This is a genomic window from Flavobacterium sp. TC780 (assembly GCF_056783245.1).
Window position 1 is genome coordinate 1 of the sequence record NZ_JBXBAV010000171.1, and the last position, 13,752, is coordinate 13,752.

Below are 13,752 nucleotides of genomic sequence, written 5' to 3' on the forward strand. Positions count from 1 at the left end.
TTTTATGTACGTCTACTTGGTTCAGGTACCGTATTGCTAAGGTTAATACATGCTCCTGTTGTTAGGGAGGCAGCACCTCAATAATTTATTATTAATCTCTCGAATAGAGAATAATCAATATGCGGCCAATGAAGCTATTGATTTTACTGAAATCGTTAATAGTTTGTATGAGGATCTTCAGGATAGAATAGATGATAAAGGATTAGGTTTTTCTAATAAAATGGAGCATGATTTTAATTTTGTAGGCAATAAAACATTACTACATATCTTATTATACAATTTGGTGACAAATGCAATAAAGTATAATAAAAAAAAGGAAGTATTGTTGTAAGTGATGGGTTTTTAAACCAGCATTATTATCTGTCTATTTCAGATTCGGGAATAGGAATGAATGAAGCCCAAATCGAAAATATATTTAATCGATTTACCCGCATTAGTTCAGATCAGGATGGGCAAGGTTTAGGCTTGGCTATTGCCGATAGTATTGCTTCATTTCATCATATAAATATTAAGGTAACTTCAAGACCAAATGAAGGTACAACGTTTTTGTTATTGTTCCCTATTAGTGTAAAAGCTTAATTAAAAGTTAAAAATTTCGGGTAGGGTAAATCTTCATTTAATCTTCATTTAGCGGATATATCTTTGACCTATAAATAATGAGTTAATAATCATAAAAACCACAATTATGAAATCACAGATTCACGAAAACAAAAAAAACAAACTGCAAAACTTGAGTAAAAAAGTATTAATGCTGGCTATAGCAGTTTTAGGAACAACAGCAATGGTAAGTGCACAAACAACACCAGCACAAACAACACCAGCAAAAGAAGTAAAAGCAACAAAACATGCTAAAAAGAAAGCAGATAAAAAAGCCGAAGCAGCGAAAACAGAAGTAGCTAAGCCAGAAGCTACAAAAGTAAAAAAATAAGGGTTTGATAGGTATTTTGCTTACTGTAAATTAGGGCTAATAATTTATATAAGGGGGTAAGTGAAATAATAGTTTTAGTAGGTGAAAGGCTGGTGAATTTATTCATCAGCTTTTTTGTTATTGTTTGCGTTAAATTTTTGATAACAAAAAGTTTTTACATATTCATTCTTTGTTACTTTGCCTAAAATTTTTTTCCTAATGGTCATTCGTTTTATAATTATTTGTGGTCTCTTTTTATTTATAGAGTTTTATTCTTTTCAGGCAGTTAGAACATTAATTAAGTTAAGATGGCTCCTGATAAGTTACCAAATAATAAGTTTACTACTTTTTATATTTGTAATATATTCCTTTACGCAATTTGATCGTTCAGTTGGACAAACGAAGCAAACTATGTTTACCATGGGGTTAATGTTATTGGTTTATGTGCCAAAAATTGTAATAACATTAGTGCTTTTAGGCGAAGAGATTTTTCGTGCAGGAGTTGGGATTGTTAATTATTTTATCGAAAATCCAAACACAACAACAAATAGTGTAATCCCTAGCCGAAGAAAATTTGTAAGTCAATTGGCAGTAGGATTGGCGGCAGTTCCTTTTTTGTCTCTGATTTATGGGATTTTTGAAGGAAGGTATAATTATAAAGTATTCAAACAAACGGTATTTTTTCCAGATTTACCAGATGCTTTTGATGGATTTAGAATTACACAAATTTCAGATGTACACTCAGGAAGCTTCGATAATCCGGAGAAAATAAGTTATGCTATTGATTTGGTAAACGAACAAAATTCAGATATGATTTTGTTTACAGGGGATATCGTTAATACACATGCTACCGAAATGCATCCATGGCTAGAGACATTTAATAAAATAAAAGAGCCTAAATATGGTAAATATTCAGTTTTAGGAAATCATGATTATGGAGAATATGTAACTTGGCCATCAGAGGAGAAGAAAGAAGAAAATTTTGAAGCCATAAAAAAATTATACGGACAAATAGGATTTCAATTGTTATTGAATGAACATACTTATATCCAAAAAGGAGATGACAAAATAGCATTGGTTGGTGTTGAAAATTGGGGGCATAATTTTAAAAAAGCAGGCGATTTAAATAAGGCTTCGCAAAATGTTCATCAAGATGATTTTAAAGTTTTAATGAGCCATGACCCAAGTCATTGGGAGTATGAAATAAAAAATCATCCTAAGAATTTTCACCTCACCTTGTCAGGTCATACTCATGGAATGCAATTTGGGATTGAAATTCCGGGTTATTTTAAATGGAGTTTGGCACAATATGTGTACAAACAATGGGCTGGTTTGTATGAAAATGCAGGTCGCTATGTATATGTAAATCGTGGTTTTGGTTTTCATGCTTATCCAGGACGTGTAGGGATAATGCCAGAAATAACCGTGATTGAACTAAAAAAAGGGAAGAATGTGGCATAATTCGTTAAAAATGCTACATTTGTATATAATAAATTCTTTTTAGTAGATTTAAAAAGATTAAATTTTTGGTTTTATGTCAAAATTCGGAGAACTTATAAATGCTCAAGTTCCAGTGTTAATAGATTTTTACACCGATTGGAACGAATCATCAGTGTCAATGCATCCTGTAATTAAGGATGTTGCAGCTGCGCTAGGCGATAAAGCTAAGGTGATTAAAATAGATGTGGATAAAAATCAGGAATTAGCCGATGCTCTTAGGATAAAAGGGCTTCCTACTTTAATGATATATAAAGAAGGTCAGATGATTTGGAGGCAGTCTGGTGAATTAGATGCAAATACTATTATTGGAATTGTGCAAGAACAATTCTAATCTCTTCTATATGCCGCAAACTCGTGGTATTCTATACTTTATTGGATGTTCTGTGTTTAATAAATAACATCAAATATAAAATGGTTTTCCTTTAAATAATCTAATGTTTTTGGTAATGCAAATTTGAGGTTTTGCGATGCTTTAATGCTATCGTGAAAAACGATGATGCTTCCTGATTTTACATTTTTAATTACATTCTGCAAGCATTTTTCAGGAGATATACTTCGATCAAAATCTGCGCTTAAAACATCCCACATTATTATTTTATAACCTAATTGGCGTAATTGTGTCGATTGAGATTTTGTAATTTTTCCGTAAGGAGGGCGAAAAATCTTTGATTGAATGTTTTTAATAGAAGATTTTTGAATTTGTTTATCGCACAAAAGACTATTGTTTAAATAGTTTGCTGTGCTGGTTTTCCAGCCTTTTAAATGGTCATACGTGTGATTTCCTATGCAATGCCCTTCATCTATTATTTTTTTGAAAATTTCGGGGTGTTTCTCAATGTTATTACCAATACAAAAGAATGAGGCTTTGGCATTTCTTTTTTTGAGTTCAGATAAAACCCATTCAGTGATTTCGGGAGTAGGGCCGTCATCAAAAGTCAAATAAACTTTATTTTCTTTATTAGGGATGTCCCAATAATAGTTAGAAAAAAAATGTTTAATTAGCTTGTTTGTCTTGATCCAATAAAAACTCATTTTCAGAAATTTTAGATTATGTAAAAATAAAAAATGTAGCGGTATTTTTCAATAGCGCTACATTTTTTAATTATTATATTTAGAATATTATTTATTCTTTTTCACGACCAAATCGCTCAAAAACATTTACATAAGTGTTAAAGATAGCTTTTTGTTTATTGTAAAACGGTAAATCTTTACTGTCTTTCATTACTTGTAATAAGCTTCTGTATCTTTCGATATCGGTAATGATATCGATAGCTAGGCTAGATTGCTCAGAAGGAGTTAAATGACTGTAATAGTCAAGGTTCTCTTTGTATTTGTTTATTAGTTTTTCAAGTAAGTCATGCGCTTTGGCTTTTTCACCAACATCATAATATCCTTTTGCGAAAGGTTCAACTAATGAGTAATAACCAAATTTATCCAATGGCATTTTAGTCATTGCTAAATTGATGATGTTTTTGGCTTTGTCAATTTTACCTTCAGCAATTAATTGTTTCATTAATCTAGAAAGGTTCGTACGGTATGTGATACTATTTCGTCTAGTTTCAGGATCATGGTAAATTTTATCACTGTCGCTGTTGCCCCAGTCCCATTTCATTACGATATCATACATTTTATCAGAGTCAATTTGTCCCATATCCATTGGTCCGCCTTCTTTAGAGGGAACATTTTTGATAGGTACAAGTTTGTATGCCATACCATCAAGCTGAAGGTAGTTTTTTAGCCAAAGATAATCTTCGTCATCAAAAGCACCACCGCTAAAGTAAATTGGTCTTTTCCAATCGTTGTTTGCTAATATATCAAGCATCATCAAACGATTTTTGTATATGGCACTTCCTTTAATATCAATGTCGATATAAGGAACAATAGAGTCATAATACTTTGGAGCAACTACTTTTATTCTTAATAATATTGTCTTTGTTTATAGTAAGACGAATTTTATTAGTTGGGTAAAAGTGAATTGTTTGTCCATTTTGCATTTCAACAGTTGACTTAGGGTTTTTTATGAAATTTATAAAATCTTTAATATCCCATCGGCTGTCTATTTTAGGAATGTGAGCCACATAATCTCGTTTATCTCCTACGTATTGATCGTGTGTAAAAGAAATTGGTAACGGATCTGATTCGTAAGCTTTCATTTTCATTTGATCAATATACCAATCAGTCATGAATAAACTTGTGTTAACGATTTTCACATCAGTTCTGATATGTTCAATTTCTTGAGCATACCATAATGGGAAGGTGTCATTATCACCAATAGTATATAAAATAGCATTTGGATCACATGAATTTAAATAAGCTTTAGCCATTGATACAGCGGTATATTTGTTTGATCTGTCATGATCGTCCCAGTTTTGAGAAGCCATAAGTACAGGTGCTGCAAGTAAACTAGCTGCAATAACTATCGGGCCAGCAATTTTTGGAGCGATGTATTTTTGTAGGCTCTCATAGAGGGCATATACACCAAATCCAATCCAAATTGCAAATACATAAAAGGATCCTACTAGGGCATAATCCCTCTCACGAGGTTCAAATGGCCTTTCGTTTAGGTATATTTTTAATGCTAAACCAGTAAATAAGAATAAAGCGAGTAATACATAGAAGCTTTTTAAATCTTTATTAGCATGGTACATTAAACCAATTAAGCCAAGGATGAATGGCAGGAAAAAATAAACATTTCTACCTTTGTTGTTTAATACATCAGATGGTAGGTTGTCTTGAGAGCCTAAATGGATAGAATCCATAAATTTGATTCCACTAATCCAGTTCCCGTCTAAGTTGTCGTATTTTCCTTGAACATCGCTTTGACGGCCAACAAAATTCCACATTAGATATCTCCAGTACATATATCCAAACTGATATTCGAACATGAAGCCAAAGTTGTCTGTCATTGTTGGTTTTTCAACTATTAAGTAGTCTTGATAGCTTCTTAAGAATTTAATATAACCTTCGTTGTCAATTTGTTTTTGAGCATAAGCCTTTTTGAATTCCATGATAGTTTTTTCAACTTCATGTCTCAGTTGGGTAGTTGCTTTATTGTATTCTTCTTCCGATAATTGACTAGGATCGATACCGTATTTTTGTAAATCATCTTCGTAAGGATAGTTTGGATTTATCTTAAATGCAGGAGGATTGGTAAAGTTTACATAATTCTCAGCATGTTCAGTGCTCCACATTCTAGGTAAGAATGCTTTTTGTGCATCATCCATATTTTGCACAGCATTTTTATAATTGTTGGTGATTATATATTTACCAGTCTTATAATCTCTTTCGTAGTTCGGTTTTTTGTCAAGATAAGGAGTGTTTTTGTCTAATCCTGCAAACATTTCTGTGTATTGAGGTCCGTAAAACAAAGGGTTTACTCCGTATTGTTCACGGTTATAATAAGCAAGTACCTCAGTTGCATCCGATGGTTTGTTTTCGTTAATTACAGTATTTGCATTGGCTCTAATAGGTAGCATTAACCAGGTAGAGAATCCGATTAAAATGAATAAGATGCAAAGTATTATTGTATTGTAAAAAACAAGACCTTTTTGTCTAGTGTAGCGTAATCCGAAATAAAAGAAAGCAATAAAAACTAAGGCTACAAAGATGGTTCCTGAGTTAAAAGGCATTCCCATTTCGTTAACCATGAAAATCTCAGTTTTACCAAAGAAAGCCATTGTTAACGGAAGTAATAATATAAAAATGAATAGTAAAACAGCTACCACTACAATATTGGCGATAATAAAGTTCTTGATGGTAACTTTTTCGTAGTTTTTAAAGAAGTAAAGGAATCCAATTGCGGGAATTGTAAGCAATGCCATGAAATGCACTCCAAATGAAAGACCAACTACTAGTGATATAATTAGTAACCATCTATTGCCTCTTGGTGTATGCATGTCTTGTTCCCAACGTAATCCTAACCAAAAAAGTAAAGCAATTAATAAGGATGCCATAGCATAAACTTCTGCTTCGACCGCATTAAACCAGAAACTATCAGAAAAAGTATATGCTAATGCTCCAACAAAAGAGCTTCCTAAAATTACAATAGCATTGTTCTTATTGATTTCAGAAAAACGTGCTATCATTTTTTTAAGAATAATAGAAGAAGACCAGAACATGAATAATATTGTAAATGCACTTGAGAATACAGACATCATATTAACCATTAAAGCGATATGCTGATCATCTATAGCAAACATTGCAAAGAAAGCACCCATCATTTGGTATAAAGGAGCTCCGGGAGGGTGCCCCACTTCAAGCTTTGCAGCTGTAGCGATGTATTCGCCACAATCCCAAAAACTCATTGTAGGTTCAACGGTAAGTGTGTAGGTTATTAAAGCTATTGTAAAAGTTAACCAACCAATAATTGTATTCCATTTATTAAAGTTGAATTGTGCCATATTTAGGTGTTAAAAATTTGTCCTTATTTAATCTTACAAAGAAAATGTTTTTTTGTGTAATCAAACGAGCATTAACATATTTTTCTAAAAAAGTAATTTTTCGGAGTAATTCCTTGTATATGAATTGGTTTCGTGTTCTCATTGTGATTGTTTAAAAAAAAAAAGCATTTTTTTTAAATTTTTTGTTCAAAACGCTTGTACAAACTGAAAAAAGCTTTAAATTTGCACTCGCTTAACAGCACTGCTGGTCTATGGTGTAATGGTAACACAACTGTTTTTGGTGCAGTCTTTCAAGGTTCGAGTCCTTGTAGACCAACATAAGAAGCCTCTCAATCGAGAGGCTTTTTTTATGCAATAAAGTTTTTGAAAAAAAAGTTTGTATAAGTCAAAAAAAGCTTTAAATTTGCACTCGCTTAACAGCACTGCTGGTCTATGGTGTAATGGTAACACAACTGTTTTTGGTGCAGTCTTTCAAGGTTCGAGTCCTTGTAGACCAACATAAAAAGCCTCTCAATTGAGAGGCTTTTTTTATGCAATAAATTTAAAGTTTTTTATCGCTCTTTATTGTGGTGTAATTTTCATTGTTGCTTGCTTATATTTTAAAAGTTATTATCGGTCGTACAGCATGATTTACTATGTCTTCACTGATGCTGCCGTTGAAAAAGTGGGAGAATCCAGTTCGGCCATGTGTGCACATACCTATTAAATCGGCATCAATACTATTAGAGAAGTTGATAATTCCATTTTCGATATTGGTGTCGTTATAGATATGAGTTGAATAATTGTCAAGATTAAATGGAGTGATGAAATCATTCATTATTTTTTGGGCAACATGAGTCGGTTTGAAACTATTTGGAGTGCAAATCATGACTAAATGTAATTTAGAATCAAAAAATTTTGCAAATTCTATTAATTTTTTAAAAGGTTTTTCTATTTCTTTTGAAAAATCAGAAGCGAAAACAAAATTTGTGGTTTTAAAATCATTTGTGTGTTTTTTTATTACTAAAACGGGAATTTCTGAATGGCGAACTACTTTTTTCTGTGTTCGATCCTATGACTAGTTCTTCGAGTCCAGAAGAGCCATGTGAGCCCATTACAATTAAGTCAATTTCATGCTCGTTACTTACCTTTGCAATTCCTTCTGCAGGTCTGTCGAGTTTTGTCATCTCAATTATTGTAAGTCCATCTAGATAGGCTCTCTCGGCGATTTTGGAAAGCATTTCGTTTGCCTTTTTCATAAAAAGCATCGTCTCAGGAATGCTAATTCCGCCAGTAATGGCATCGTTCATTTGGCTAGGTAATTCTAGGGTGTGAAGTATGATTATTTCGGAATTATTTTTTTTTGCGATTTGCGCTGCGACTTTTAAAGCGTCTTCGGCGTGTTCGGAAAAATCGGTGGGAACTAATATGCGTTTCATAACTTTTTGATGTTAAATTACATGAAAAAAGATTTATTTTGGTGCTTATATAAAGATAAGAAATATTTTTAGAGCAATCAATTTATTTTGATTTATAAAAAAACACTATATTTGCACCGTTATTTATTAAAATCTAAATAATGAGGGGACTAAATGTCCCCTCTTTTTATAAAAGTATGACATTTAAAGAAAAAGTAAACGTATTAATAGCTGAGGGTCTCTTAGAAAAACCATCAATTTTTTTAATAGACTTAACCATTACCGATGCTTTCAAGATAATTGTATCTTTGGATGGAGATAATGGTGTGCTCTTGCAAGACTGTATTGATGTTAGTCGCGCTATCGAGAATAATTTGGACAGAGAGGAACAAGATTTTTCTTTGGAAGTTGCTTCGGTAGGAGTTGGATCCCCATTGAAAATGGTTAGACAATACAAGAAAAACATTGGTAGAACATTGATTGTAAATACTAATGGTGAAAAAATTGAGGCTGAATTGGTTGATGCTAATGAAGATTTCATAATTTTGTCTTGGGAAGCAAGGGAACCTAAGAAAATAGGAAAAGGAAAAGAAACAGTTCAAAAAGAGCAGCAAATACCTTATACAGAAATTAAAGAGGCAATTGTTACAGTAACATTTTAATTAAAGAATTCGCATGGAAAATTTAGCATTAATCGATTCATTCTCAGAGTTTAAAGATGATAAACTTATTGATCGTGTAACGCTTATGGCAATCTTAGAAGATGTATTTAGAAATGCATTGAAGAAAAAATACGGTTCAGATGATAACTTTGATATTATCATAAATCCTGATAAGGGAGATATGGAAATTTGGAGAAGGAGAGTAATCGTTGCTGACGAAGATCTTGATTTTGAAAATGAAGAGATTACTTTGACAGAAGCAAGAAGAATTGAAGCGGATTTTGAAATTGGTGAAGAAGTTTCTGAAGAAGTAAAATTAATTGATTTAGGTAGAAGAGCTATTTTAGCTTTACGCCAAAATTTGATTTCTAAAATACACGAACACGACAATACAAATCTTTATAAGCAATTTAAAGATATTATTGGAGATATTTATACAGCAGAAGTGCATCATGTTCGTCCAAGAGTTGTAATTTTGGTGGATGATGAAGGAAATGAAATTGTATTGCCAAAAGAAAAACAAATTCCATCAGATTTTTTCCGTAAAGGAGATAACGTTCGTGGAATTATTGAAAGCGTTGAATTAAAAGGGAATAAGCCACAAATTATTATGTCTAGAACTTCAGAGAAGTTTTTAGAAAAATTATTTGAACAAGAAATACCAGAAGTATTCGACGGATTAATTACAGTTAAAAATGTGGTTAGAATACAGGAGAGAAAGCAAAAGTAGCGGTAGATTCTTATGATGATAGAATTGATCCAGTTGGAGCTTGTGTTGGTATGAAAGGTTCTCGTATTCACGGAATTGTACGTGAGTTAGGAAATGAGAATATAGATGTTATTAATTATACTAGTAACATTCAATTATATATTACAAGGGCTTTAAGTCCTGCAAAAGTATCTTCAATTAAAATTAATGAAGAAACTAAAAGAGCCGAAGTTTTCTTGAAATTAGAGGAAGTTTCTAAAGCTATCGGTAGAGGTGGTCATAACATTAAACTAGCGGGCCAATTAACAGGCTATGAGCTTGATGTTATTAGAGAAGGAGATGTAGCAAGCGGTGAAGACGATGACGTCGAATTAACAGAGTTCTCTGATGAAATCGAAGGATGGGTTATCGAAGAGTTTGCTAAAATAGGATTGGATACTGCAAAGAGTATTTTAAAACAAGAAGTAGAAGATTTAGTAAGACGAACAGATTTAGAAGAGGAAACAATTCTAGATGTAATGCGTATACTAAAAGAAGAGTTTGATAGTTAAGCTATCTTTCTCACAACACAACGAATAGGTAATAATAAAAAGGTTTTATGTCTGAAGAGAGAGTAATAAGAATAAACAAGGTTTTAAGGGAATTAAATATTTCATTAGAAAGAGCTGTGGATTATCTAAAAGATAAGGGAATTGCTATTGATGCAAATCCAAACGCAAAAATTTCTAATCAGGAATTTAATATCCTACAAAGCCAATTTGCGGGCGATAAGGGAAATAAGGAGGCTTCAAAAGAAGTTGGTGAGGAAAAAAGAAAAGAGAAAGAAGCATTGCGTGTAGAACGTGAAAAAGAAATTGAAGACAAACGCAAACAAGACGAAGAGCGCCAAAAACAACAAGAGGTTATAAAAGCGAGAGCTGTTGTAACAGCTCCTGTTCAAGTTGGTAAAATTAATCTAAATCCAAAAAAACCTGCAATTATTCCAAACACTCCTTCAGTAGCAGAGCCAGAAAAAGTTGAAACACCTAAGGAAGTTGTAAAAGAAGAAAAACCTGTTGAGAAAGAGGTAGTTCAACCTATACAACCACCAGTTGCTGTTACTGAGAAAAAAGAAGAAAAACCAGTTGTAGAGAAAAAAGAGGTTAAGCCAGTAGTGGTGGTTCCTGCAGAAAAAGCGCCTGTTGCTAAAACAGAGCCTGCTGTAGTAGCACCTCCTGTTGAAGAATCTATAACAACACAATATCAAAAATTATCTGGAACTACTCTTACAGGTCAGACGATTGATTTATCTCAATTTAATAAACCGAAAAAGAAAAAAGAAGATCCAAAGATAACTCCTAATAAACCAGGAGCTCCAGGAGCTGCAGCAAATAACGCTAATAAAAATAAGCGTAAAAGAATTGCTCCTAAGCCAGGTGCGCCTAGACCAGCAACGCCTCCAGGAACACCTAATCCTAATAAGATTACTCCAAACACAGGAGGAGCCGGAGGAGGATTTAATGCTAACAGAAGTTCAAGACCAGGTTTTGTAAAAGGAAACCGTCCTGCAATTGTAGCTAAGGTTGAGCCTACTGAAGAGGAAGTAAAAAACCAAATTAGAGAGACACTTGAAAAACTACAAGGTAAAGGTGGTAAATCAAAAGCTGCTAAATACCGTAGAGATAAAAGAGATACACACCGTCAAAAATCTGATGATGAGCAAAGAGCTTTAGATGAAGGAAGTAAAACGATTAAGGTTACTGAGTTTGTTACTGTAGGTGAAATTGCTATCATGATGGATGTGCCAATTACTAAAGTTATTGGTACTTGTATGTCATTAGGAATTATGGTTACCATGAACCAGCGTCTTGATGCAGAAACATTAACTATCGTAGCCGATGAGTTTGGTTATGAAGTTGAGTTTATTACTGTAGATATCGAAGAAGCTATTGAGGTAGTTGAAGACAGAGAAGAAGACTTAGTGGTTAGAGCACCAATTGTAACTGTAATGGGTCACGTCGATCATGGTAAAACATCTTTACTGGATTATATCCGTAAAGAGAATGTTATTGCTGGAGAGTCTGGAGGTATTACACAGCACATTGGAGCATACGGAGTAACATTAGATAGTGGTCAAAAAATTGCATTTCTAGATACGCCAGGTCACGAAGCGTTTACGGCTATGCGTGCACGTGGAGCACAGGTTACGGATGTTGCTATTATTGTAATTGCTGCGGATGATGATATTATGCCACAAACAAAAGAGGCTATTTCTCACGCACAAGCTGCAGGAGTGCCAATTATATTTGCTATCAATAAAGTTGATAAGCCAAATGCTAATCCAGAGAAAATAAAAGAAAGATTAGCAAGTATGAATTTACTTGTTGAGGATTGGGGAGGAAAAATCCAATCACATGATATTTCTGCAAAAACAGGATTAGGTGTTAAAGAATTATTAGAAAAAGTATTGCTAGAGGCAGAGATTTTAGATTTAAAATCAAACCCAAATAAAGCAGCACAAGGAACTGTTGTTGAGGCTTTCTTAGATAAAGGAAAAGGATATGTTTCGACTATCTTAGTTCAACATGGAACGCTTAAAATTGGAGATTATATGTTGGCTGGTAAACATCATGGTAAGATTAAAGCCATGCATGATGAAAGAGGGCATACAGTTTTACAGGCAGGTCCTTCGACTCCAGTATCTGTTTTAGGATTGGATGGTGCAGCAACTGCAGGTGATAAGTTTAATGTATTTGAAGATGAAAAAGAAGCTAAACAAATTGCTTCAAAACGTTCTCAATTAATGCGTGAACAATCTGTGCGTACACAAAGACATATTACGTTAGATGAAATTGGACGCCGTATTGCTCTTGGTCAATTTAAAGAACTGAATGTAATCCTTAAAGGAGATGTGGATGGTTCTGTAGAAGCGTTATCTGATTCGTTCTCTAAATTGTCTACTGAAGAAATTCAAATTAATATTATTCATAAAGGAGTTGGAGCGATTACTGAAACTGACGTTATGTTGGCTTCTGCATCTGACGCGATTATTATTGGATTTAATGTCCGTCCAGCAGGTAATGCAAGACAATTAGCAGATAAAGAAGAAATTGATATCCGTTACTATTCTATTATCTATGCAGCTATCGATGACTTGAAAGATGCGATGGAAGGAATGTTAGCTCCTGAGATGAAAGAAGAAATTCTTGGTACTGCAGAAATTAGAGAGATATTCAAAATTTCTAAAGTTGGATCTATTGCGGGATGTATGGTGAATGGATGGTAAAATAGCAAGAAATTCTAAAATTAGAGTGATCAGAGATGGTGTTGTTGTATTTACTGGAGAGTTATTAGCATTAAAACGTTTTAAAGATGATGTTAAAGAAGTTAGTAAAGGATACGATTGTGGTATTCAAATCAAAAACTTTAATGATATCGAAGAGCGTGATGTAATAGAAGCTTACCACGAAGTAGCAATCAAAAAGAAATTGAAATAATATTATATATTTTTCAAATTAAAAATCCCGACTTGTCGGGATTTTTTTTGTTTAATATTGAAACTTTTTTAGGATGAAGAATATGACTTCAGATAATTTTGAAACGTTTTTTATGGTCTTGCCGTATGGGTAATTTAGGAGGATGAAATTTTATTAGTGAGTTGGCTTTAATTCATAGGAGCAGATATTGTTATTGAAAATGAATTTTTAAAAAGTTTTAATTGAATATTTTGTCAGGAGGCAAAAGTGATAGTGTTGTAGTCATGATGAAGATTGATTTTGAGAATGTTTAGATTAAGGCTAATTCTTGGCGACGTGTTGAATATGTTTATTTAAGAGGGGCTTAGTTTGTCTTTTTAGTTTTTGTCGGTTCAGTGAGTTGTAATTGTGCGAAATGAGTGTTTGTTTGCGTCGAGTAAGGTAGTAATGTTTCAATTGATTGGGTAGAGTGTAGTTTCTCGAGTTTAGTGCTTTTTTGTAGTTAATCCGTTTTGGGGCTAAATCGTAAAGTTAGCTTAATTCACGGTTTGTGTTTGGAGAATTTGGTAAGGTAGGCTATGGGTGTATTCTTTTGTAAAGTTGTATTGGTGTAAGTGGTTTTTTAATTTTGTTTTACTAAGGTTAATTTTTTGAATGTGAATTTCTGGTTGGTTGCTATGTTGTAAAATATAAATATTAAAAAATAGATTGTAATCAGATTC

The 13,752-nt window shown here is 33.1% G+C and carries 7 protein-coding genes, 2 tRNA genes and 4 pseudogenes; 10 read left to right on the top strand and 3 right to left on the bottom strand.

Annotation, left to right across the window (positions count from 1 at the left end):
• The first annotated feature begins 49 nt into the window (after positions 1-49).
• From AC1RYN_RS19130 to AC1RYN_RS19150, 5 genes are all read left to right on the top strand, one after another.
• Entirely contained in the window at positions 50-331 is a 282-nt protein-coding gene (locus tag AC1RYN_RS19130) for a sensor histidine kinase (RefSeq protein WP_481808235.1), read from the top strand.
• A gap of 35 nt (positions 332-366) precedes the next feature.
• A complete protein-coding gene (locus AC1RYN_RS19135) occupies positions 367-579 on the top strand; it encodes a sensor histidine kinase (protein WP_481808248.1) in 213 nt (70 codons plus the stop codon).
• Between the two features lie 106 nt (positions 580-685).
• Complete coding sequence (locus AC1RYN_RS19140; RefSeq protein WP_481808236.1) at positions 686-928, top strand: hypothetical protein; 243 nt, start codon at positions 686-688, stop codon at positions 926-928.
• Positions 929-1,126: 198 nt separating this feature from the next.
• Entirely contained in the window at positions 1,127-2,368 is a 1,242-nt protein-coding gene (locus AC1RYN_RS19145) for a metallophosphoesterase (protein ID WP_481808237.1), read from the top strand.
• Between the two features lie 73 nt (positions 2,369-2,441).
• Positions 2,442-2,738: a thioredoxin family protein gene (locus AC1RYN_RS19150; protein ID WP_035623602.1), complete on the top strand. Its 297-nt coding sequence runs from the start codon at positions 2,442-2,444 to the stop codon at positions 2,736-2,738.
• A gap of 56 nt (positions 2,739-2,794) precedes the next feature.
• On the opposite strand, the gene AC1RYN_RS19155 is transcribed toward AC1RYN_RS19150, so the two are convergent.
• Entirely contained in the window at positions 2,795-3,439 is a 645-nt protein-coding gene (locus tag AC1RYN_RS19155; RefSeq protein ID WP_481808238.1) for a polysaccharide deacetylase family protein, read from the bottom strand.
• Positions 3,440-3,530: 91 nt separating this feature from the next.
• Positions 3,531-6,807, bottom strand: a pseudogene (locus tag AC1RYN_RS19160) (glycosyltransferase family 117 protein).
• A 245-nt stretch (positions 6,808-7,052) separates the two neighbouring features.
• On the opposite strand from AC1RYN_RS19160, the gene AC1RYN_RS19165 reads away from it, so the two are divergent.
• Positions 7,053-7,123, top strand: a tRNA-Gln gene (locus AC1RYN_RS19165).
• A gap of 110 nt (positions 7,124-7,233) precedes the next feature.
• Positions 7,234-7,304: transfer RNA gene (locus AC1RYN_RS19170), tRNA-Gln, on the top strand.
• A 95-nt stretch (positions 7,305-7,399) separates the two neighbouring features.
• On the opposite strand, the pseudogene AC1RYN_RS19175 reads toward AC1RYN_RS19170, so the two are convergent.
• Positions 7,400-8,225, bottom strand: a pseudogene (locus AC1RYN_RS19175) (universal stress protein).
• 176 nt (positions 8,226-8,401) lie between these two features.
• On the opposite strand from AC1RYN_RS19175, the gene rimP reads away from it, so the two are divergent.
• The 3 genes and pseudogenes from rimP to infB all read left to right on the top strand — a co-directional run bounded on the left by rimP (position 8,402) and on the right by infB (position 13,051).
• Positions 8,402-8,866 carry a ribosome assembly cofactor RimP gene (gene rimP, locus AC1RYN_RS19180; protein WP_035623815.1) on the top strand — a complete coding sequence of 155 codons (465 nt, stop codon included), beginning with the start codon at positions 8,402-8,404 and terminating at the stop codon, positions 8,864-8,866.
• A gap of 13 nt (positions 8,867-8,879) precedes the next feature.
• Positions 8,880-10,126: pseudogene (nusA, locus tag AC1RYN_RS19185) on the top strand (transcription termination factor NusA).
• A 47-nt stretch (positions 10,127-10,173) separates the two neighbouring features.
• A pseudogene (infB, locus tag AC1RYN_RS19190) lies at positions 10,174-13,051 on the top strand (translation initiation factor IF-2).
• The last annotated feature ends 701 nt before the right edge of the window (positions 13,052-13,752 follow it).